This window comes from Mycolicibacterium canariasense (genome assembly GCF_002101555.1).
In the GTDB taxonomy this organism is placed as follows: Bacteria; Actinomycetota; Actinomycetes; order Mycobacteriales; family Mycobacteriaceae; genus Mycobacterium; species Mycobacterium canariasense.
In genome coordinates, this window is record NZ_LQOL01000032.1 from 41903 (window position 1) to 64622 (window position 22720).

The 22720-nt window shown below is 67.3% G+C and carries 19 protein-coding genes and 1 pseudogene; 9 read left to right on the forward strand and 11 right to left on the reverse strand.

Annotation, left to right across the window (positions count from 1 at the left end; all coding sequences use genetic code 11):
• The first annotated feature begins 18 nt into the window (after window positions 1–18).
• Both AWB94_RS05340 and AWB94_RS36230 read left to right on the forward strand, forming a co-directional pair.
• Window positions 19–639, forward strand: coding sequence for an Rv1733c family protein (locus AWB94_RS05340; protein WP_062654986.1), 621 nt, complete (start codon window positions 19–21; stop codon window positions 637–639).
• A pseudogene (locus AWB94_RS36230) lies at window positions 639–803 on the forward strand (three-helix bundle dimerization domain-containing protein); the annotation flags it as partial. The gene AWB94_RS05340 and the pseudogene AWB94_RS36230, both read left to right, overlap by 1 nt.
• A 75-nt stretch (window positions 804–878) precedes the next feature.
• Here AWB94_RS36230 and AWB94_RS05345 read toward each other — a convergent pair.
• The 4 genes from AWB94_RS05345 to AWB94_RS05360 form a co-directional block, all read right to left on the reverse strand.
• Window positions 879–3878: a trehalose-phosphatase gene (locus tag AWB94_RS05345; RefSeq protein WP_084394975.1), complete on the reverse strand. Its 3000-nt coding sequence runs from the start codon at window positions 3876–3878 to the stop codon at window positions 879–881.
• Window positions 3879–3924: 46 nt separating this feature from the next.
• Complete coding sequence (locus tag AWB94_RS05350; protein WP_062654985.1) at window positions 3925–4800, reverse strand: universal stress protein; 876 nt, start codon at window positions 4798–4800, stop codon at window positions 3925–3927.
• 89 nt (window positions 4801–4889) lie between these two features.
• The gene (locus AWB94_RS05355; RefSeq protein ID WP_062655032.1) at window positions 4890–7217 is read right to left on the reverse strand and encodes a heavy metal translocating P-type ATPase; all 2328 of its coding nucleotides are present in this window, start codon (window positions 7215–7217) and stop codon (window positions 4890–4892) included.
• Between the two features lie 2 nt (window positions 7218–7219).
• The gene (locus tag AWB94_RS05360; protein ID WP_062654984.1) at window positions 7220–7804 is read right to left on the reverse strand and encodes a hypothetical protein; all 585 of its coding nucleotides are present in this window, start codon (window positions 7802–7804) and stop codon (window positions 7220–7222) included.
• Between the two features lie 122 nt (window positions 7805–7926).
• Here AWB94_RS05360 and AWB94_RS05365 point away from each other — a divergent pair, with 122 nt between their 5' ends.
• A complete protein-coding gene (locus AWB94_RS05365; RefSeq protein WP_062654983.1) occupies window positions 7927–8217 on the forward strand; it encodes a dsRBD fold-containing protein in 291 nt (96 codons plus the stop codon).
• A gap of 21 nt (window positions 8218–8238) precedes the next feature.
• Here the strand turns inward: AWB94_RS05365 and AWB94_RS05370 are convergent, their stop codons facing one another.
• The 3 genes from AWB94_RS05370 to AWB94_RS05380 all read right to left on the reverse strand — a co-directional run bounded on the left by AWB94_RS05370 (window position 8239) and on the right by AWB94_RS05380 (window position 10281).
• Complete coding sequence (locus tag AWB94_RS05370) at window positions 8239–8919, reverse strand: response regulator (RefSeq protein ID WP_062654982.1); 681 nt, start codon at window positions 8917–8919, stop codon at window positions 8239–8241.
• A gap of 73 nt (window positions 8920–8992) precedes the next feature.
• The gene (locus AWB94_RS05375; protein WP_062654981.1) at window positions 8993–9274 is read right to left on the reverse strand and encodes a dsRBD fold-containing protein; all 282 of its coding nucleotides are present in this window, start codon (window positions 9272–9274) and stop codon (window positions 8993–8995) included.
• A 32-nt stretch (window positions 9275–9306) separates the two neighbouring features.
• Window positions 9307–10281 (reverse strand): Acg family FMN-binding oxidoreductase, encoded by a 975-nt coding sequence (locus AWB94_RS05380; RefSeq protein WP_062655031.1) that lies wholly within the window; start codon window positions 10279–10281, stop codon window positions 9307–9309.
• A 210-nt stretch (window positions 10282–10491) separates the two neighbouring features.
• Between AWB94_RS05380 and AWB94_RS05385 the strand changes: the two genes are divergently transcribed.
• The 6 genes from AWB94_RS05385 (at window position 10492) to AWB94_RS05410 (ending at window position 19854) form a co-directional block, all read left to right on the forward strand.
• Complete coding sequence (locus AWB94_RS05385; protein ID WP_084394982.1) at window positions 10492–11949, forward strand: bifunctional aminoglycoside phosphotransferase/ATP-binding protein; 1458 nt, start codon at window positions 10492–10494, stop codon at window positions 11947–11949.
• A 42-nt stretch (window positions 11950–11991) separates the two neighbouring features.
• Complete coding sequence (locus tag AWB94_RS05390; protein WP_062654979.1) at window positions 11992–13038, forward strand: zinc-dependent alcohol dehydrogenase family protein; 1047 nt, start codon at window positions 11992–11994, stop codon at window positions 13036–13038.
• Window positions 13039–13046: 8 nt separating this feature from the next.
• Window positions 13047–15395 carry a phosphoenolpyruvate synthase gene (ppsA, locus tag AWB94_RS05395; protein WP_062655030.1) on the forward strand — a complete coding sequence of 783 codons (2349 nt, stop codon included), beginning with the start codon at window positions 13047–13049 and terminating at the stop codon, window positions 15393–15395.
• The gene (locus tag AWB94_RS05400; RefSeq protein WP_062654978.1) at window positions 15392–16279 is read left to right on the forward strand and encodes a universal stress protein; all 888 of its coding nucleotides are present in this window, start codon (window positions 15392–15394) and stop codon (window positions 16277–16279) included. Before ppsA ends, AWB94_RS05400 begins: the two co-directional genes overlap by 4 nt.
• Entirely contained in the window at window positions 16276–18918 is a 2643-nt protein-coding gene (gene mgtA / locus AWB94_RS05405; RefSeq protein ID WP_234811632.1) for a magnesium-translocating P-type ATPase, read from the forward strand. The genes AWB94_RS05400 and mgtA overlap by 4 nt, the downstream gene beginning before the upstream one ends.
• A 96-nt stretch (window positions 18919–19014) precedes the next feature.
• Window positions 19015–19854 carry a universal stress protein gene (locus AWB94_RS05410; protein WP_062654977.1) on the forward strand — a complete coding sequence of 280 codons (840 nt, stop codon included), beginning with the start codon at window positions 19015–19017 and terminating at the stop codon, window positions 19852–19854.
• Here AWB94_RS05410 and AWB94_RS05415 read toward each other — a convergent pair.
• The 4 genes from AWB94_RS05415 to AWB94_RS05430 all read right to left on the reverse strand — a co-directional run bounded on the left by AWB94_RS05415 (window position 19828) and on the right by AWB94_RS05430 (window position 22718).
• Window positions 19828–20340 carry a GNAT family N-acetyltransferase gene (locus AWB94_RS05415; protein WP_234811633.1) on the reverse strand — a complete coding sequence of 171 codons (513 nt, stop codon included), beginning with the start codon at window positions 20338–20340 and terminating at the stop codon, window positions 19828–19830. The genes AWB94_RS05410 and AWB94_RS05415 overlap by 27 nt on opposite strands.
• Entirely contained in the window at window positions 20341–21216 is an 876-nt protein-coding gene (locus AWB94_RS05420; RefSeq protein ID WP_062654976.1) for a universal stress protein, read from the reverse strand.
• Between the two features lies 1 nt (window position 21217).
• Complete coding sequence (locus tag AWB94_RS05425; protein WP_062655027.1) at window positions 21218–21637, reverse strand: pyridoxamine 5'-phosphate oxidase family protein; 420 nt, start codon at window positions 21635–21637, stop codon at window positions 21218–21220.
• Between the two features lie 64 nt (window positions 21638–21701).
• Window positions 21702–22718, reverse strand: coding sequence for a zinc-binding alcohol dehydrogenase family protein (locus AWB94_RS05430; protein WP_062654975.1), 1017 nt, complete (start codon window positions 22716–22718; stop codon window positions 21702–21704).
• Window positions 22719–22720: the final 2 nt, after the last annotated feature.

Here is a 22720-nt window from a genome sequence, read left to right on the forward strand (position 1 = left end):
GCTATTGGAGGAGCGGACGTGGACAGTTTCATCATCGGTCTCGGCGGCGTTGCCGGAGCCCGCTTGCTCAGTCGTAATCCGCTGGTGCGAATCAGCGACCGAATCGAGGATCTGGCCATGGTTCTCGCGATGGTGTTCGTCGTTTTGGCTACACCGGTTGCGGCGGCCGTCGGTACCGCGGTCCACGACACCCAGGCACACCGGTACGCCGACCAGGCGGCAACCCGCCACCTGGTGCAGGCCACCGCCCAAGACGACACCACGGTCGTTCAGCAGCGCACCCAGAGCACCGAGAGCACCGAGAGCACGTACGCCGCGCGGGCTCGCTGGACCGCCGCCGGCGCCGAACACGAGGGCGTGGTGCCCTGGCCGGGCCCGGCCGAAGCCGGTGCACAAACTGATATCTGGGTGGATTCGGCGGGCCTGAACACCAAGGCTCCGACCGATGTCCGCCAAGCGGTCTCCGACGCGGTGGCGGTGGCCGCGCTGCTGTGGGGCGGCACCGCCGCCGCATCGGCCGGCTCCGTTTGGGTGGTGCGGCGGCGCCTCGACCGGGTCCGACAGGCAGCGTGGGATCGGGAGCTCGCCGCGGCGCTGGACGGACCCGGCGGCCGGGCACCACATCGGTTCGACAGCTGATGAGTCTCAACACCACGGACCACGGTCCGGCACCGTCGCTGCTGGGGGACGAGCTGGACGGCTTGGTATCCATGCTGGCGACGAGGTTTCCCGGGCACTCCCGGATGGAGATCACCCAGCTGGTGACGACGACGTATCACCGACTGGCGGGCGGTGCGCGCATCACCGCCCATCTCATTCCGCTCACCCTCAACGTCAGTCGGCGAGCGCTGACCCGGCAGCAGCGGTCGCCGGCTGGCTCATCGGATATGGATGGACTGCCCCGAGGCCAAACGCTGAACGTGGCCCCGGCATTCGACCTCGATAGTGGGTGCCCCGGTGGGATCGGCGGTGACGTCGGCTTCCCGCCCGCTGATCACCAGATGCAGACGGTGGCCGCGGTACCACAGTGAGCACGTCAGCTGACCCTCGGCCTCCGGCCACATCGGGCCCAGCACCAAGCGGTCACCCCGGGTCTCCAGGCCGGTAAAGCAACGCTGCAACAAATCGACGCTGCCCGCCATGGCCGCCAGGTGAATGCCTTCGGCCGTCGAACCGTGTTGAACGTCGGAGATATCGGACTTGAGCACCTCTGCGAAGTACCGCATGGCCTGATCGCGGTTGCCGCGCGCCGAGACCCAGGAATGCACGACGGCGCTCAAGGTGGACCCGTGCGACGTGCGGGCCGCGTAATACTCGACGGTCCTGGGAATCTGCCACGGGCGGAAGCGGTAGCCCAGTCGGGCGAAGATGTCACGGAGCTCGTCTGCGGACAACAGGTAGAACAGCATCAGCACGTCGGCCTGCTTGGCCACCTGATACCGGTTCACATCGTCGTTCTCCGATTCCAGAATGCGGTCCAGCCGCCCGATGTCGCCGTAGCGCCGGCGGTAGGCGGCCCAATCGAGCTCGGCCAGATTCTGATACCCCTCGAACTGGCTGATGACCCCGTCGTGGAAGGGAACGTACATGCGCCTGCTCACCGCGTCCCACTGCGCCAATTCCGCCGCGGTGACGTGTAACCGCTCCAGCAGATCCAATCGGTCCGGCAGCGGCAGCGCGTCGAGCGCATCGAAAGCGCGCAGGATCACCCACACCGCCATGACATTCGTGTAGGCGTTGTTGTCGATGCCCTGGCCTGGCGCATCCGGGTAGCCGGAATGGAACTCGTCGGGTCCGATCACACCGTCGATCACGAACCGGTGCCGCTCGCCGTCATGCCGGGCGCGGCTGGCCCAGAACCGGGCAATCTCCACGATGATCTCGGCCCCGTGGTCGATCAGGTACTGGCGGTCGCCGGTGATCTGGTAGTAGTGCCACGCGGTGTAGGCGACAGCGGACCCGATGTGATGGGCCAGGTGACTGCTGTCCGGAATCCAGCGTCCAGACAGCGGATTGAGGTGCAAGCGCTGGCTCTGCTCGCTACCGTCGCTGCCGGATTGCCACGGGAACATCGCACCCACGTACCCGGCGGCGGCCGCGGCCCGGCGGGCGTGCGGCAGCCGCCGACTGCGGTAGGCCAGGGCACAGCGCGCTGTCTGGGGTAAGCGCAGGCTGAGTAGGGGGATGATGAACAGCTCGTCCCAGAAGATGTGGCCTCGGTACGCCTCGCCGTACAAACCGCGCGCGGGTACCCCGGCGTCCAGGTCCACGACACTGCCGGGAACCGATTGCAGAAGATGCATGATGTGCAGGCGCAATATCGTCTCGGACTCCGCCGCGGCCGGCATGCCGAAATCGAACTTGTGCCACAGCTGCGTCCAGACGATGCGGTGGTCATCGAACAGCTGGGCGTACCGGCCGAGATCCGGCAGCCGCTCAGCGGCAGTCTCCCCGGGAACCGATATCGCGCGGGCGCGACCGGTCACGATGACGGCGCACTTCTCGACGGTCAGCGGGCGGCCGGCGACGATGTCGGTGGTGATGTCGTGGCCCGCGCCGGACGGATCGTTGCGGAATGCAGACGTCATCTCGGCCGCGCGGTCGGGCTCCCACACGGTGGTGCGGGCAGCCACCGCGATCGGGATGTGCGACTGCGTCGTTCGTGCCTCCACGAGCACTGCATGACGGGGAAGTTCACTGATCGAGATGGCTTCGAGATGCCGGCCGGACAGCGCCCGGTAGCGCGCTACACCGGAATTGGTGGTGGTCGAGTCGATGGTCGAGCGGATCTCGACACTGCCCGACCAGTTCTCGGCGACCAGTGTCATCTGCAGCGCGCAGACGTGCGGGTTGTGCATGGACACGAACCGTCGCTGGGTTACGGAGGTACGACGACCCGCGCCGTCTTGAAACCGTAACTCGCGCCGGCATTCCGCGTTCCGGATGTCGATGGTTTGACGGTAGGAGAGCAGCTCGGCGGTGTCCACGTCGAACCATTGCCCGCCGTCGATGCGGAAGGTCAAGGGCAGCCAATTGGGGAGGTTGACGATGCTCTCGTTGCTGACCGGTACGCCGTCGACGACATCGGTCAGCCGGTTGTACACACCTGCGGCGTAGGTGCCGGCGTAGTGGGCGGCGGAATGGCCACCATCGGGTGCGGTGGCGCGGCTCGCCAGAGCGCCGTTACCGACAGCACACAACGCCTCACGCAGTCGCTCGGTCTGCGGTTGATACCCCTCGAAGGAGATGAACCAGCCTTCGGCGGCCGACCGCGCAGGGGACAACGCCACCGCCAGGTGGGTGAGCAGCCGGGTGGTGCCGTCGACCCCTTTCAGGGTGAATTGAGCTGCGGTACAGCGATCGCCGTCTTGGTGCCGGACCAGGATGCCGATGCCGTCGCGTCTGACGGCGTCGAACGCCACCTCGTCGGTCCGTCCGTCACCGATGTAGATCGGCAGAATCCCGTGGTCGGCGGTGAGTTCACCGACGATCGACCGCACCGCTCCCACAACATCGGCGATCTGGTTTCGATGGAGGAGGCCGTTCGGGTCGAGCACTTCCGAACCGTGTGAACCGGCGTACCACAAGCCGGGTATCCGCACTGCAGCTCTGACGTCGGACAGGGTACGGCCACTGATGACCGTGACGGGGCAGACGGCGCTCAGCGCGCGTACCGCGTCGGCGGCTTCCGGACCCAGCGCCGCGGCGGTGGCATCTCCGCCGGCGTGCGACAGCGCGCCGTCGAAATCGAGGAAGACGGCCGGTCGTCGGCCGGCCAGGACCGAATCGATCTGGTGCAGGCTGTCCAGGGCGTCGGGCAGCGTGCCGATACGGCGATCGGTCCGATCGGTGCCGACGGCAGCGGCGTCTGCGATCACGCCGTCGGCTCCCGCAGCGGGTAATTCTCGGTCATGATGGCCGTGCTCACTCCCGTACGACGATCACCGGTACGGAGGACAGCTGTGCCACGGTGGAACTCACCGAGCCCAGAAGCATCCCGGAGAAGCCGCCTCGGCCCCGGTTGCCGACGATCACCATTTGCGCCGTGCGTGATTCGGTCACCAACCAGTGCGCGGGACGGTCACACGGTAGCCTGCGCTGAACGTCGACGTCCGGATACTGCTCCTGCCAGCCGGCGAGGCGCTCGGCCAGGGTTTCGTGTGCCTGCTCCTCGTAGAGGTGCCAATCCATCTCCACCGCCGGGAACACGGCGGTGTCGCTCCACGCGTGCATGGCCACCAGATCGACACCCCGCAGCGACGCCTCTTCGAACGCGAGCCGGATCGCGGCTTCCGACGCGGGCGACCCGTCGACGCCGACCAGGACCGGGGCGGTGGTATCGGTGTCGACACCGGCCCGCACGACGACGACGGGGCAGTGGGCATGATGAAGCAGGCCGGCGCCGACCGATCCGATCGGCAGATGCCGGTGCGCGCCGGTCCCGCGATTTCCCACCACCATCATCATCGCGTCCTTCGACACCTCATAGAGGGTGGGGATGACCGGCGAGGGTACGGACTCCGTGCGCACCGGGGGCACATCGGCATCACCGGCGGCCGCGTGGAAGATCTTCTGCGCCTGTTCGAGGACCTGTCGTGAGTTGTCGTCCTGCCATTCGGCGATCTCAAGCTGTGCCGTGGTGATCGGCCAGGTCACGATGAGCGGTGCGATGACATGAAGCAGCGTGACCGGGGTCTGGCGCAGCGCGGATTCCCGTGCGGCCCATGTCACGGCGGCCTCCGATGCCGGCGAACCGTCGACGGCGACCAGGATGCCGTATTTCTTTGCTGGCGTGGACATCGAGGTGCTCCTTCGCTGGATGACGCTGTATAACCCTGTCGCAGTTCATCGTTTCGCGGATCGGCACCGGTCGATAGGGCAGAAAGTCATCACCGCGGAGCGGTCGTCGTGCCTTGCAGCAGGGTGAAGTAGTTCTCCTCTTCGGCGATGAAATGCACGGCCAGCAACTCGTCCAAGCCGTACAGGCAGGCAAGCAGGTCCTCGTGCTGAGCTTCGCCGATGCCACCCCGATCGTCGGCCACGGTGACGTGGGTGTGTAGCCGGCGCACCAACCGGTCGATCTCGGCGTGCATCCGGCTCATCGTCGCGGTGGCTTCCGGTCCACCCAGCGGGGCGGCCAGTGCGGGATACAGGCCGCGGTCTTCGGCGCGCTCGTGCGGCAAGACGACCTGTTGGGCGAAGGCGTCGGCGCGCCGCACCATCGGCAACGCCCCTACGAGGTCGCCGTCGGACAGGCGATGTGCCGCCGCGCGAAAGACGCCCAACTCCCCGCGCATGCGGTCGTGCTCCGCGGAGAAACGACGAAGTAGTGCTTCGGTGTCAGGCGCCAAGGCGGGTCCGCCGACGCCCGGCGTGTTCAGCGCCCGCAGTGCGTTGAGGATGACCGCCAGATCGATCATCTCCTGTAACAAGGCACCGATGGTGGGCGCCAGTAGCCCCAGCGCGGCCAGACCCATGGCCAGCAGTGATAACCCCATTCCGATGCCGGCGCTCTGGATGGCGATGCGCCGTGCTCGGCGCGCAATCAGCATCGCATCGGCCAGTCGGTCGATGCGCCCGGTCGCCAACACGACGTCGGCCGCTTGTGAGCTCGCCGTCGATCCGTATCCGCTGAGCGCGATTCCGACCGAGGCCGCCGCGAGGGCCGGCGCATCGTTGACGCCGTCACCCACCATCGCGGTGACGGCTTTGTCCCGCTCGGCCCGCACGCCCGCCACCTTGTCGGCCGGGGTTTGCTCCGCCCGCAGTTGATCAAGCCCCAGTACCGCGGCGATGTGTTCGGCCGGAGCGAGGCGGTCACCGGTCAGCATGACCATGCGGTTGATGCCTGCGGCGCGCAATCGACGAAGGGTGCGGGGTGCGTCCACCCGCAACGGGTCCTGCAACAGGATGGCACCGATCAACGCGTCATCCGCCGACACCCACGCAATGACTGATCCGTCGAATGCCGCACGGGTCAATGCGTTACCCGCCCACTGGGGTGGGCTCGACGGCAGCGACCGGCTGCCGACCGTCACTCGCGTCGCCTCCACGGTGGCCGCCGTGCCGGTCCCGGCGCTTTCCACGACGTCTTGCGGCATACCGAGGACGATTCCGCGGCTGTGGGCTGCCTCGACGATGGCCTGGGCCAGTACATGTGGCGAGAACCGGTCAGCGGTGGCGGCCAACCGCAGCACCTCGGTCTGCGTCCACCCCGGTGCGGTCAGGACGTCGGATCCGATCGGCCGGCCGGTGGTGAGTGTGCCCGTCTTGTCCAGCACCAACGTGGTTGCTCGCCCGAGGTTTTCCAATGCACCACCGCTGCGGACGATCACTCCGATCCGGGCGGCCCGCGACAATCCCGACACGATCGCCACCGGAGCCGCGAGCAACAACGGGCATGGTGTCGCGACCACCAGGACAGCGACGGCACGCTCGGCCGATCCGCCGAGCAACCACGCAGCACCGGCCACCGCGAGCGTCAACGGCAGAAACCAGGCCGCAAACCGGTCCGCCAAGCGGACCACCGGTGCACTCTGGGCGGCCGCTTCCTGGGCCAACCGTACGATGCCCGCATAGGTGCTGTGCTCGGCGGTCGCCGTGGCCTCGATCTCGATCGCCGCACCGGCATTCACGGCTCCGCTACGCACCGCGTCACCCGATTGTCTTTCGGCATAGACGGATTCCCCGGTGAGCACCGACTCGTCCAACGTCGCCGCATCGGAGGAAATCAATCCGTCGACGGGCACCACCTCGCCGGGGCCGACGATCAACCGATCGCCGGCCACGAGGTCCTGCAGCGGTACGGTCGTCACCCCGTCTTCGTCGACTCGTCGCGCGTGATGTGGCACCCGCTCGGTGAGTGCGCTCAGGTCGCGGCGGGCGCGCCGCTCCGCCGCGGCATCCAGCGCGCGGCCGGTGGCCAACATGACGGCGATCAACGCGCCGGCGAGATGCTCGCCGATCGCGAGTGTGCCGAGCAGACTCAGCACGGCGATCACGTCAGCCCCGAACCGGTGCCGCCTCATCGCGGTGATCACCCACCACGTCGCCGGCACCAGGGCCACCAAAGTCCCTGCGCTCCAGAACCGCTCGGCGAGGCCGCGGTCGCCCAGCCACCGAGCGAGCCCACCGCTCGCCAGGGCGGCGAGCGTGAGCACCAACAGTGCGGCGGGAACACGCCGGGCGACCTGGTCGGCCACCGCCTTCCATCGCATCGTCACGGCACGACCGCCGCCACCGCGGCCGGCTGCGCCGATCGTTGTTCGGCTGCGCGTTTGACGGCCAACAACAGCCGCCGATTGGCGGCGGAAATCAGCGGGCCGGCGAGCGCGGTCACCAGAAACTCGGCCGGATGCCGCAACCCCACCCGGGTCCGGACGAGCAACCGGCACCGGTCATCCCAACGGGGCGCCAGGTGGATGGACCACACCACCTCCCAAGGCACCGACGGTGGGGCTCCCTGCAGCACGATCACCGCATCGGGGGTCACGTCGACAACCGGTAACGCGATACCGTCGCGCGAACCGAATCGGCCGGGCGGGACAAGCCACGCCACGTCACCGACTGCGAGTTTTCCTTCGCCATCGGCGCGCAGCAGCCGCACCACCGACGGCCACACTTGGTCCACGGGCCGGTCGACCCACACGCCCTCTGTCGACGTCACCCGCGGAGCATGCAGTCGCTCGTCACCGGTCAGCGCCGTCCCGCATTCATCCTTCGTCGTACCCCAATTGCGCCAGTAGCGCCGCGCCCCGTAGAGCACCGCCGCCAACGCTGCCAGTCGCACCACGCAGATCCTCATGGGTACACCATGGCGCTGGGGACCGGCCCGGCACTAGGGCCACTGGTCCCCACACTGGAAGCCACGCTGGGAAGGGACTTCAGTCCCTAGCGCAGTCGCCGCGGGTGTAGTCGGATGGAGCTATGAATCCGCCCGGCGCGTTATGCCCGCACACCGATGGCGAAGACAGTGGCAAGCACTGGACCATCGACGTGCGCTTCGACGAGTACCAGGGACAAACCCGCGCTCGAGCGGAACTGCGGCGGTTGGGCAGGACATCGACCGGCGTCGGGTTCAGCCGGGTCGGAAACCGTAATCCCAGAGTTGTCGCCATCGTCGACGAACTGGCTGCCGCCCGTGCCCTGGCTGATCTGGCCAACCGGTTGACGGCCGAAGGCGCACACGACATGGATTCGGTCACAGGTACACCGTGAGGGCGTCGAATCGACGGGTGCCTATTCTGCGTCTTCGTGCCTGGGCTGATCGAGCTTGGAGATGAACACCGCTGCCTGGGTGCGTCGTTCCATTCCGAGCTTGGTGAGCAAACGTGACACGTAATTCTTGACGGTCTTCTCGGCCAAGAACATCCTGGCGGCGATTTGCTTGTTGGTGAGCCCTTCACCGATCAGTTCGAGCAGCACACGCTCCTGCTCACTGAGCTTCGACAGGGGATCGGAGCGTCGCGTCGTGCCGCGCAGCTTGGCCATCAGCACAGCGGCCGCGCGATTGTCCAGCAGTGAACGGCCCATCCCGACGTCCTTGATCGCCTGGGCCAGTTGCATGCCCTTGATGTCCTTGAGCACATAGCCGCTCGCGCCGGCCAGGATGGCGTCCAACATGGCCTGGTCGGAGGTGAAGGATGTCAGCATCAGGCAGCTGAGTTCGGGCAACTGCGAGAGCAGGTCGCGGCACAGCTCGATGCCGTTGCCGTCCGGCAGACGCACGTCGAGGACCGCCACGTCGGGTCGGGTAGCGGGAATCAACGTCATGGCTTGGGCCACCGAACCGGCCTCGCCGACGACGCGCAGTTCGGGGTCGGCGCTGAGCAGGTCGACCAACCCGCGCCGGACCACCTCATGGTCGTCGACGAGAAAGACCCGCAGGGCCCGGTCCTCCGTGGCGTTGTCCGCACTCATGGTATCGACGTTAGCGGGCTTCCACGGGTGCGGCGGCGGAATATGACAGGCGGTGATCATGACGCTTTGCCAGTCACCGAACCGAGACGCGTTCGCCGGTCACCAACTGGATCTCCGAAGCGGTCGCGGCGTAGAGCTTGCCCGCGATGTCCGACAATGCCCGCGCGATGGCGAGATTCTCGCCGACCTCTTCCGGGAAATGATCTTCCGGATCGAGGGTGGTCCGGCCTCGGCCGACCAATTCGCCGTCCTCCCAGTCCATCCGGGCGACCGCTGTGGTGCCTTCGCCGACCCGGTCCACGTCGATCTTGACGGTCAGCTGGGCTATGTGCTTCTTGGAGTGCTTGTGGCTCATGGCGTTTCCTTTCGAGTGACTGGCCCGCGGGCTCAGCGATTGACAATCAGGACTTCGGCCAGCGGCCGGCGCGGGGTCGGGGAAGGCGCCTGGTCATCGGCGGGTGCGGTGCCCACCCTGATCAGCACTTCCGGCAGCGGGTGGCCGGTCAGTGAGCTGACGATGTCGCTGCCGGCCGGCACCTCGGTCAGATGGGTCAGTGTGCACGTCGCGTAGCCGTCCATGGTGGCCGTCAGCAGCGCCGCGGATAGTGCTTCGCCGCAGCGGAGTACGTCTTGGCGGGTGTCGTCATAAGCGGACAGCACCACAATCAGCGAGCGGTCCTGTGGCACTTCGCGCCGTTGTTCTTGGTGGTGGGTGACCGGGAAACGGCGGCCCAGCTCGACCCGGTCCCGCTCTGCTGCTGAGACCAATGCGCTGTGCGGGATGCCGGTGGTGGGATCGAGAGAGGAAGTCCACCAATCCAATTCGGCATGGTAAGCGGAGTCGTACAGTCGTGCCGCCTCGGTGCCGGCCGCTGCTCTGACGAGGGCCGGTCGGGCGTCGTCGCCTAGGACGTCGAGGATGGCGGCATCGGCCACGGCCTGCCGCAATGCCGTCGCGATGGCATCGGCATTCGTCGGTGCGGCGAACGGGAGCCGATCCGTGCGGCGGCGGCCGATGGCCTGCGCCCGCAGGTGGTGGCCCTCGGTGACGTATTCCAGCGGGGCGAAGTCGATCGAGGCGAGATGGCGGTGGTCGTTCGGGTTCGGATAACGGTCGACGAACGATGTCCATCCGGCGGCTGCCATCGCCACCTGCAGGTGGTCGAGCACGGCACCGCAGCTGATCAGGGCCTGACGACCCGAGGAATCGGATCTGACGAGCCGGCTGGCATCGAGATGCAGCTCCAGCGTGCCCGATTCGGCGACCCAACGCCACGGCTGGCTGTTGTGAATCGACGGAGCCCGGCATGCCAGGTGCACCGCCTCCTTGAGGACGTCGGTGCCCACCGTGGTCTGCGGCATGATCGCTCCCTTCATCGTCGCTGTCGGCACGTCTCCACCATGGCGTCGATGCGAACCGCGCGTAAGGGCCATAGGTCCCACAAATCGGTGAACCCGGCGGCAACCCCGTTGAAAAGAGTCTTTGTGCCCTGAACAACGAGGACCATCGGCGCGCTACGCGGGCCCCTGGACCGCTGTCGTTGGCCGGTGCCGACGGCCAGCATGGTGGATATGCAAGCAGCACCGGACGCCGCGGCCGTTCACGAAACACACACCGGTGTGGTGGTGTTGGTGGGTGACCGAGCTTTCAAGGCGAAGAAACCGGTGGTCACCGATTTCCTGGACTTCCGGACCGTCGAGGCGCGCGAAAACGTCTGCCAACGCGAGGTACAGCTGAACCGCCGACTGGCCCCGTCGAGCTATCTGGGAGTGGCGCACCTCAGTGGTCCGCAGGCCGGCACCGCGGAGCCGGTCATCGTCATGCGGCGTCACCCCGACTCGGCGTGCTTGGCCACCTTGGTCACCGGTGGCCGATCCGTGACCGCGGAGCTGGACCGCATCGCCGCGGTGCTGGCGGCGTTCCACCGTGACGCCGAGCGCGGCCACGCGATCGACGCCTGCGCGACGGTGGATGCCGTCGCCGACCGCTGGCACGAAAACCTGACCGAACTCACCCGGTATACCGGCGACATCCTGGCCCCTGACGCCGTCGTGGAGGTCGAGCGGCTCGTCCAGCGGTTCATCGCGGGTAGGCAGCATCTCTTCGCGCAGCGCGTCGCGGATCGGCGGATCGTCGACGGCCACGGCGACCTGCTGGCTGCCGACGTCTTCTGCCTGCCCGACGGTCCGGCGCTGCTGGACTGCCTGGAGTTCGACGACCACCTGCGCTACGTCGACGGCATCGACGACGCCGCCTTCTTGGCGATGGATCTGGAGTTCCTGGGCCGTAGAGACCTCGCCGAGCATTTCATCGCGCAGTACAGCATGCTCGCCGGCGACCAGGCACCGTCGGCGCTGACGGACTTCTACATCGCCTACCGCGCCGTGGTACGTGCCAAGGTGGACTGCATCCGGGTACACCAAGGGCGGGAAGAGGCACGTGCCGACGCCCGCCGGCATCTTGCCATCGCGCTCGCGCATCTGTTGGACGGTGCGGTCCGGCTGATCATCGTCGGTGGCGGTCCGGGCACCGGGAAGTCGACGCTGGCACAGTCGTTGGCGCGTGAGATCGGAGCGCACGTGGTGTCGACCGATGACGTTCGCCGGGAATTGCAGCGTTCCGGACGCATTGGCGGGGCCACCGGGGCCCTGCATGCCGGCCTGTACACCACTGAGAACGTCGATATCGTCTATGACGACGTGCTCCGGCAGGCCCGGCTGTTACTGGACAACGGTCAGACCGTGATCCTCGACGGCACGTGGCGCAATCCCGACCACCGCGCGCAGGCCCGCCGGCTCGCCGCCCGCTGCTCGGCGACGATGCTGGAATTCGTCTGCACCACAACGCTCGACGATGCCAAAGCGCGAATCTCGGCACGCGGTGTCACGTCGTCGGATGCCACGGCAGAGATGGCGGCTCCGTTGACCGTCGATGCCGACTCCTGGGCCGGTGCGCACCGCATCGACACCAGCAGACCGATACAGGACAGCATCGCCGAAGCGCGAAAGCTGTGCTGTGTCACCATCTGACACCCAGTCCGTCGAACGCGTCAGTCGGAAGGAGTCCCACACATGAAAGCTCTTGTCTACCAAGGCCCTGGGCAACGGTCGTGGCAGGAGGTGGCCGATCCGCGGATCGAGAGCCCGACCGACGCGATCGTCCAGGTTGACGCGGTCACCATCTGCGGCACCGATCTGCACATCTTGAAGGGGGATGTCCCCGAAGTCGAGCCCGGCCGCATCCTCGGCCACGAGGCGGTGGGTACCGTCACCGCCGTCGGCTCCGCGGTGCAGAACCGCAAGGTCGGCGACCGGGTACTGGTGTCCTGCATCAGTGCCTGTGGGCGGTGCCGCTACTGCCATGAACGGCACTATGGGCAGTGTCTCGGTGGCGGCGGCTGGATCCTGGGCCACCTTATCGACGGCACCCAAGCCGAATATGTCCGAGTTCCGTTCGCCGACAATTCCACCCACCCGGTCCCGGCCGGGGTGTCCGACGATCAGATGGTCATGCTCGCCGACATCCTGCCCACCTCCTATGAGGTTGGGGTCCTCAACGGGACTGTCCGGCCCGGGGATGTCGTCGCCATCGTCGGAGCCGGCCCGATCGGCTTGGCCGCCATCCTCACCGCACGCTTGTACAGCCCCCGCACCATCGTCGCGATCGACGTGGCCGATTCGCGATTGGACGCGGCGCGCAAGTTCGGCGCGGACGTCGTCGTCAATCCTGCAGCGAAAAGCGCACGTGCGATGCTTGATTCACTGACCGACGGGCTCGGCGCGGATTGCGTGATGGAGGCCGTCGGCACCCCCGGCACGTTCGAGGAATCGGTCCGGCTGGCCCGGGCGGGCGGGCACGTCGCGAACATCGGGGTGCACGGCGCCCCGGCGACTCTGCATCTGGAAGACATCTGGATCAAGAACCTGACCATCACGACCGGGCTGGTGGACACATACTCCACCCCGACGCTCATCGACCTGGTCGCGGCTCACCGTATCGACACCGCGCCGATGATCACCCATCGATTCGCCTTCGACGAATTCGAGGCAGCCTACGACGTGTTCAGCCGGCCGGCCCAGACCGGTGCCCTGAAAGTGCTCTTGGCGGCCTCGAAATGAACACATCGATGAGCACGTCACCCGCGCCGGTGCGAGATGCGACGGAGACCTGTGCCCCGGTCCGGGACCTCGCCGACATCCGGCTCACCGATGCCGATCAGGCCGGTGGAAAGGGCGCCAATCTCGGGGAGCTCATCGCCGCCGGCTTGCCGGTGCCGCCCGGATTCGTCGTGACGTGTGACGCCTACCGGGCCTCGATGCGCGCCGGTGGTGTCGACGCCGAACTGGCTGCCGTGCACCGCGAAGCACTGGGAATCGTCGACGACCCGGCACGTCTGGACGAACTGTGCAGGCGCATGCGCGAGTTGGTGCACAGTGCAGACCCGACCCCGGAACTCCGCGACGCCATCGTGGCGGCCTACCACGCGCTCGGACCGCATGCGCTGGTGGCCGTCCGTTCTTCGGCGGCCGGCGAAGACGGCAGGGATGCCTCGTTCGCCGGCATGAACCGGTCGGTCACCAACATCACCGGCGAGCACGACCTCCTCGATGCGGTGGCCGGCTGCTGGGCGTCACTGTTCACCCCGAGAGTGCTCACCTATCGGGCCGCCCGCGGTTTCACCGAGGCGCCCGAAATGGCGGTCGTCGTCCAGCGCATGATCGCCGCGGATCGGGCGGGCGTCGCCTTCACGGCCGATCCGAGCACCGGAAACCGCGGTCATCTCGTCATCGAAGCCGCATTCGGCCAAGGCGAAGTCGTAGTGTCCGGGAAGGTCCAACCCGACACCTACGTCGTCGAGAAGGCCACCGGGCGGGTCGTCGACACCAACATCGGTATCAAGCCGTTCAAGATCGTGCGCGGCGACGACGGGCGTGACGCGGTGGTGGAACTGGATCCCGACCATGTCAACGCTCAGGTGCTCTCCGATGAGGATCTGCACCGCATCACCGAACTGGCGATCGCCGCCGAACGGCATTACCGGGACCCGCAGGACATCGAATGGGCCATCGAGGGTGAAGCCGCATGGCTCGTGCAGGCCAGGCCGATCACCACGCTGGGTTCGGCACCGACGGCAACGGTGGCGCCCGATGAGCGTCCGTCGCGTGACGGTGTGCTGCTCAACGGTCTACCCGCTGCGCCAGGTACCGCCGGCGGCCGGGTGCGGGTGCTGCGCACCCCCGCAGACGGTCCGTTGTTGCGGGACGGCGAGGTTCTGGTGGCACCGATGACCAACCCGGATTGGCTGCCCACCATCCGCCGCGCTGCCGCACTCGTCACCGAGAGCGGCGGCATGACCTGTCACGCGGCGATCGTGGCCCGCGAGCTATCGGTGCCCTGTGTGGTGGGGGCCCGCTCGGCGACCACGCTGCTGAAGACCGGTGCCCTGGTGACGGTCGACGGCACACACGGCCAGATCCTGGACAGCGCCGTGGCCGCACCGGTCTCGGTGGTCACCGCGCCGCCCGGCGGTTCGGCAGCGCCCGTCACCGCGACCCGGATCTACGTGAACCTGGCATTTCCGGACACCGCCGAGGCCGTGGCCGCCGGCGATGTCGACGGCGTCGGATTGCTGCGCGCGGAGATGATGCTCACCGACGCGCTCGGCGGTCGGCACCCGCGCACCTTGATCGCCCGCGGCGAGCAGTCCACTCTGGTCACCGCGATGACCACGTCGATCGGCCGGATCGCTGCTGCCTTCGCGCCTCGCCCCGTCGTCTACCGGGCCACCGACTTCCGCAGCAACGAGTTCCGTAACCTCGCCGGCGGCCAGGACTTCGAACCCGTCGAGCACAATCCGATGATCGGCTACCGCGGCTGCTACCGATATGTCAAAGAGCCCGACCTGTTCACGTTGGAATTGACCGCGCTGGCCGAGGTACGGGATCAGTACCCCAACGTGCACTTGATGATTCCGTTCGTGCGGACCCGCTGGGAACTCGACGAATGCCTGCAGCTGGTGGACGGCTCCCGGCTGGGCCGGCAACGCGGGCTGCATCGCTGGATCATGGCCGAGGTGCCGTCGGTGGTGCACTGGCTTCCCACCTACATCGGGATGGGCATCGACGGAGTGTCCATCGGCAGCAACGACCTCACCCAGCTGATGCTGGGGGTCGACCGTGACTCGGAGATCTGCGCAGAGGTGTTCGACGAAGCCGATGCCGCGGTGCTGGACGCGATCGGCAGCATCGTCGCCACCGCACGCAAGTTCGATATTCCGTCATCGCTGTGTGGTCAGGCGCCGTCCAGCAATCCGGCTTTCGCCGAACGTCTGGTGCGGATGGGTATCACGTCGATCTCGGTGAACCCGGATGCCGTCGCCAAGACACGTCGTGCGGTGGCGGCAGCCGAACAGCGGCTTCTGCTCGACGTGGTCCGGCACCAGGACGACAACTCGAAAGGAAATCAGCCGAGATGACCGATCTGGCAAGTCCTGTCGTGGTGGGTGTCGACGGTTCGATCACCTCCCTGCATGCCGCACGCTGGGCCGGGGCGCTCGCCGCCAGGCTCGGTGCACCGCTGCAGATCGTGCATGCCAAACCTTATGCCGCGCACAATTTGACCGATGCGATGGCCGCCGTTCGCGCCGCGTACATCGACGTGCAACAGGAGGCGGCACCGAGAATCCTGCAGTCCGCCGCCGGCCGGGTCCGCAACGCGCATCCCGATCTGGAGGTCACCACCACCGCTTCGAGCGATCCGGTCGAGGAGACGCTGCTGACCCTGAGCAGGCACGCGCGGCTGTTGGTGATGGGCGGTGATGACGTCGCACCGGCGTCGGCCCTGTTGGTGGGTTCGCTCACCCTGGAGATGACCGCCCGCGCCGCATGCCCCGTCGTGGCGTGGCGGGGCGAATCACTGCACCCCACAACACAACCGATCGTGGTGGGCGTGGATGGGTCCAGCTACGGCGCGCTTGCGCTCGCGTTCGAACTGGCAGACGTGCTGAGCGCCCCGTTGCGGGTCGTGCACGCCTGGTCCACCCGGATGCCGCCCGGTGAGGTGTCCATTCCCTTCCTGATCGACTGGGAAGCACTGGAGAATCTGCAGTACGAGGAGCTCGGTCGCGCCGTCGAACCGCACCGCAGGCTGCATCCCGACGTCGAGGTCAGCCTGCTGGTCGACCCGTCGAAGCCGCGCCGGGCCCTGTTGCAGCGGCTGGACGACGCGCAACTGGTCGTGGTCGGCACGCGCGGCCGCAATACCCTGACCGCGACGGTGCTCGGATCGACCAGCCTCAACATGCTGCACCACTCGCCCGTGCCGGTGCTGGTGTGCGGCCCGAACAGCAACGCCCGGTGACCTCGCTCTCGACTCGGCGGCGAGGCGACGACGTCGCCGCGCCGCCCGTGTGCCAGCTAAGTGCCGACCAGGCCGCCGCGCAACCGCTCGAGGCGGTGTTCGTCGCCCTGGCCGGCAGCGCAACGGGGCTGACCTCGGGCGAGGCGCTGCTGCGGCAAAAGCGGTTCGGCCCCAACGCGGTCCGCACCCACCGGGTGAGCGCCGTGGCCGTGCTCATCCGCCAACTGCGCAGCGCCCTGCTACTCCTGCTGGCCGCGACCGCGGTGATGTCCTTCTTTCTCGGTGACCCCACCCAGGCAATCATCATCGGGGTCATCCTGTTGGCAAGCATCGGCTTGAGTTTTGTCAACGAGTACCGCGCCGAACGGGCCACCGCGCAGCTGCATTCGCAGGTGCACCACTTCGCGTTGGTTCGCCGCGACGGCCAGTTCGTGAAGGACAGCGTGACGCATCTGGTGCCGGGGGACGTGGTCCGGCTGACCCTGGGCGAGGTCGTGCCCGCCGACATCCGGTTGATGGACGTCGATGGGTTGGAATGCAACGAGAGCATCCTCTCGGGTGAATCCACCCCGGCGCAGAAGTCCGCCGTGACCATCGAGGGCGCCCGCGGCTTGGCTGATGACGCGAACCTGGCACTGATGGGAACCGTCGTCACCGCCGGTGAGGCGGTGGGCGTGGTGTACGCCACGGGGGAGCACGCGCAGTTCGGTCGGCTCGCGGCGGGACTGGGGGAGCGGCACCCCGAGACGGATTTCCAGCGTGGGCTGCGCAGGTTTTCGTATCTGCTGCTCTGGGTGGCTCTGACCCTCACCGCTTTCATCTTGGGCATCAACATCATGTTGGGCCGCCCGCTCATCGATTCGGCCCTGTTCGCGCTCGCGATCGCGGTGGGCATCACACCGCAGTTACTGCCCGCGGTGGTCAGCACCAGCCTGGCCACCGGGTCACGCCGGCTCGCCGCGCTGCACGTGCTGGTGAAGCGGTTGGTGTGCATCGAGGACCTCGGCGATATCGACGTGTTGGTCACCGACAAGACCGGCACGCTCACCAACGGGCGCATCACCTACATCGGTGCGCTCGATTGCCATGGGGCTCAAGATCTTTCCGTGTTGCGGTACGGTCTGCTGGCCAGTGATGTCGATGAGGCCGGCGGTGCCAGCGGTAATCCGCTGGACGCCGCCCTGGCCGAGGGTGCTGTCGGTTCCGTGACACTCGGCGATGTGCGCCGCGTCGCCGCGCTGCCATTCGACCATGCTCGGCGGGCGACATCGGTGCTCGTCGATGACGACGGGCGACGGCTGCTCATCGTCAAAGGCGCCCCGGAACAGGTACTCGCCCGCTGCGCGGTGGTGCCCGACGGTGCGCAAGCCACCCTCGACGGACTCTTCGGCGACGGCCGCCGCGTGGTGGCCGTCGCGAGCCGGCCGGCTCCCGAGCTGAGCCTGCTGACCGCCGCCGACGAGTGCGATTTGACCTTCCACGGCTTCCTGTGCTTCGCCGACGAACCCAAACCCGCTGCCGCAGAATCGCTCCAGGCATTGGCCACGCTGGGTATCGAGGTGAAGGTTGCCACCGGCGACAATCCCCGGGTCGCCGAGAAGGTCTGTGCCGAACTCGGATTACCCACTCGCGGCACGATCACCGGAACCGAGCTGCAGAACCTCGCTGCGGACGACTATGCCGCAGCCGTGCAGAACAACACCATCTTCGCCAGGGTCTCACCCGAGCAGAAGGCCGCACTGATCGCCGCGGCCCGGCGCACCGGCCGATCGGTGGGCTTTCTCGGCGACGGGGTGAACGACGCCCTTGCACTGCATGCCGCGGATGTCGGCATTTCGGTCGACACGGCCAGCGACGTCGCCAAGGACGCTGCGGACGTGGTGCTGATCGAGAAGGACCTGAGCGTGCTGGCCGCCGGCGTGGCCGAGGGACGCCGTATCTTCGCCAACACCATCAAGTACGTATTGATGGGCACCTCAAGCAATTTCGGCAACATGTTCAGCGCAGCGGCGGCTTCGTCGATTCTGCCGTTCCTGCCCATGCTGCCCAGCCAGATCCTGCTGAACAATCTGCTCTATGACAGTTCGCAACTGGCCATTCCGACCGACCGGGTGGACGCCGAACAGCTGCGCGCCCCGTCGCATTGGAACATCGCCTTCATCAGGCGATTCATGCTGACGTTCGGCCCGGTCAGTTCGCTCTTCGACTTTTTGACCTTCGGTTTGATGCTGGGCGTGCTGCACGCCGCACCGCCGGAGTTTCGCACCGGGTGGTTCGTGGAGTCGTTGGCTACCCAGACCCTCATCATCTTCGCCATCCGCACCCGACGGATTCCGTTCACCCGCAGCAGGCCGGGCGGGCTCTTGACATTGTCGACGGCGTCGGTCATCGCCGCCGGCATCGCCGTCACCTACTGGCCGCCGGCACGACATCTCGGATTCACCCCGCTGCCCTGGCAGTACTTCGCGGCGCTGGCGGGTCTGACCGGCGCGTATCTCATCCTGGTCGAGGTCACCAAATCGGTGTTCTACCGGGAGCCCGTCGGTGCGCCGGCCGGCCGGACCCGCGGAGCCGAGAACCGGATACATCGCCGTGCCGCCCGGTTCAGCCACCACGGCCGGTTGTCGGGGAAGGACTGATGCTCTCGGGTTGAGGACCAAAGACCGTACCGGGGCGTTCGATGCGCGCTTAGCGTGGAAGTGACCCGCAGTCGTCCAGCCAGCCGGAAGTGCACCATGACCTCTTCATCGCAGTCCGCATCCCCGTCGTCTTCGCCGCTGCCCATTGTCGTCGGGATCGACGGATCCAAATTCGCTCGGCGGGCTGCCTTCTGGGCTGCCGAGGAAGCGGTGGGTCGTCAGGTTCCGCTGCGATTGATCTATGTCGTGGAGTCCGATGACCCCGACTCGGACGCGGTGGCCGTGGAGGCCGCCGATGCGTTGCGGTCGGTCGCCGAGGCGCTGAACGCCAGCGGACTACAGGTCAAGGTCGAGACCGACATCTTGCAAGGAGATCCGGTCGACGTGCTGGCCGAAGCATCACGTTCGGCCGGGCTGATATGCCTGGGCTGGAAGGGCACTCACGATTCCGGGCCGGGACGGCGAGGGTCGACCGCTGCGCTGGTGGCGCAGGCCGCAGAGTGCTCCGTGGCGGTTGTGCATCGCCGGCATGCGCGTGAGGCCCCGGGACCGCACCGGTGGGTGGTGGCCGTCCTCGACGACCGGCCACACCCGCGGGCCATTCTGCAGAAGGCGATCGAGGAAGCCGGCCTGCGGGACGCCTCGATCCTGGCGCTCACCCCATGGCCCGCGGAGTCGGAGCGGTCCGAGAGCATCCGGGCCGAGATCAAGGCCTACCTCGGCGATCCGGACCCCGACAACCCCGACGTGCTGGTGTGCGTGCTACCCCGGCCCGCAGATGTCCCCAATCTGCTCGCCCAGAGCGCCGACATCGACCAGCTGGTCATCGCGCAGGGCGACGATCCGCAACTGATCGCCCAACTCGTCGACCCGGCGACGGCGGCGATTCTGCGCGGGACCGATTGCTCACTACTGGTCTTGCGTGATCAGGTCTAGATCGACGTCCACGTTGAGGACGGACTCGCACCGCTGAATCGAGATCGGTAGGTGCGACTCCGTGAGCAACCGCAGCATGGCGTTGTTCTCCGCCAGCACCTCGGCCACGAAATGCCGGACCCCGGACTGCCTGGCAATCCCGATGAGCCGGCCCAGCAATGCCGTTCCCACACCTCGATCGTGTTGGTAACGCGCCACCAGAACCGCCACCTCCGCGCGGTGTGGCTCGGTCGTGGGGATGTAGTTGGCCACGCCGACCAGTTCGCCATGGTCGTAGGCGCCCAGCGCGATGGCGCCCGCCGGGGGATCAGTCAGTGACTTGGCCCAGTCGGCGATGTGGGAAGGGTGGAGGGTGAAGAAGCGGAGATAGCGTTCCTCGTCGCTGAGCGTATCGGCCAGCTCGACAACCGCATCGAAATCGTCGGCGTTCAGCTGTCGCACCATCGCCGTTGCGCCGTCGTGCAGACAGACGGCTTGGCTCTGCATTCACCCGCCCCTGGTGACGATGACCGGAACATCGGAACGCTCGGCCACCGCGGTGGCAACCGAGCCGTTCAGCAATGCCGATACGACTCCTCGGCCATGACTACCGACCACCACAAGACCGGCATGCTCGGCTTCCTTGACGAGCCAGTGAGCCGGGCGGTCGCAGAACACCTTTTCGGTCACCGTCACATCGGGATATCGCGCCCGCGTTTTCAGCAGGGCGGCGCGTAGCGCCGTTTCGGCGTCCGCGCGGTAGCGATCCCAGTCGGCCCCGATCAGCTGGAGGACATTCTCGTCGCTCCAGGCGTGCACAGCCACCAACTCGACGTGGCGGCGGGCAGCCTCTTCGAAGGCCATCGATACGGCGTGGTCGGAGGCCGCAGAGCCGTCGACTCCGACGACGACCGGGGCGCTTTGTCGTTCGTGATCATGCGTGTGCACGATGGCTAGCGGGCAGTGCGCGCGGTAACTCAACGCGGCGCTGACCGAGCCGAGCCTCCGGCCGCCCCACGATCCGTGGAAGCGGCTGCCCACCACCAGCATTGCGGCGTGTTCGGAGATCTGGGTGAGAATGTGGACAGGCTGGGCCGCCTGTAGGACCGTCGACACCGCGTCGGCGTCCAGCGGTGTGCGGTCCACCAGGTGGGCCTTGATATCGGCGAGAAGTTCTCTGGCGCAATGTATGCGCCACCGCTGGATACGTGCGCGCAGGACGGGGTCGTGGGTGTCCACGTACACCGGCGCGACGGCGTGCACCAACGTCAATGGCCGCGCGTGTAGGAGCGCTTCCTCGGCTGCCCATTCGATCGCCGCCCTGCTCGCCGGTGATCGGTCAACGGCGACGACGATCGCCGGCTCGGCGTTCGACGGTGACACATCAGTTTCCGGGCACGGGGCCGAATGTGAAGCGCCGACCGGTGATTCGCAGCGGTCGGATCCGCACGAAATGCGGCTTCGGGGTGGCCGTCCAGGGATACAGTCCGGCGCGTTCGGCATCCCGGATATCGTCGTCGGTCCGGGGCGTCCGGGCAGTGCCTCTGAGGACGACACTCCAGCCTTCACTGATCGTCGTATCGTCGGCCTCGAACAGCACATTCCTGTTGATTGCCGTGCTCGACAGCTTGGTACCTTCCGCCGTGCGGAACAGCACGGTGCGGTGTTGCACCACGAAGTTGACCGGGAAGATCTCCGGCTCCCCGTCGACAGTGGTGACGAGGCGGCCCAACGTCACACCGCCCAGCAGGCTCCAGCATTCGCTCTCGGACAGAATCGTCACCGGCGTGGTCTCTGACATCATGGTGGCGACATTACGGATCCGGGCCACGGTGCGACCAGGGTCATAAGTCCCCAGTAGCTGGGCTTCAGCCGATCCGCAACACCGCCGCGCCGGCGATCCGGCCGGAGCTCAGGTCGTCCAGCGCGGCGTCGGCCCGATCCAGCGGGTATTCGGGTCCGCTCACCGCAAGGTGGTGGCGCCCGGCGAATGCCAGGAACTCGCGTGCGTCGACACGGGTATTCGACGTCACCGACCGCACCTGTCGTTCCTGGAACAGATGACGTTGGTAATTCAGCGGTGGGATATCGCTGAGGTGGATACCGGCGATCGCCAGGGTGCCGCCGCGGTCGAGCGCCTCCAACGCGGGGAGCACCAGATCACCCATGGGCGCAAAGAGAATGGCTGAATCCAGCGGTACCGGAGGACGGTCGGCCGGGCCCTGGGCCGAGGCGGCGCCCAAGGACAGGGCGAGGTCGCGGGCCGCGTCCCCACGGGTCATCACATGCACTTCGGCTCCTTGGGCCAGGGCCACCTGAGCGGTGAGGTGCGCGCTGCCGCCGAAACCGTAGATGCCCAGGCGCCCGCCGGGCGGGAGGTCGGCGCGCAGCAGTGAGCGATAGCCGATGATGCCCGCGCACAGCAGCGGCGCGAGTTCGGCGTCGGAGTAGCCCGCGGGTAGCCGGTGCACATACGGTGCCGGCGCGGTGACATATTCGGCATAGCCGCCGTCGGCGTCCCATCCGGTGTAACGCGATTGCGGGCAGAGGTTTTCCCGGCCGGCCAGGCAGTAGCGGCATTGCCCGCAGGTGTGCCGCAGCCAGGCTACCCCGACCCGGTCGCCGACGGACAGGCCGGTCGCTGCTGGTCCGAGGGTGACGACTTCACCGACGACTTCGTGCCCTGGTGTGACACGAGGTCGATGCACGGCCAGATCGCCCTCGGCGACGTGCAGGTCGGTGCGGCACACCCCGCAGGTGTGTACGGCGATCAGGACTTCGTCGCCGTCGGGTTCGCCGACGGCGGTGGTGACCAACTCCAGCGGTCGGGTGTGCATGGGTCCTGGCGTTCGGACCCGCCAGGCCCGCATGGTGGGTGCAGCCATGG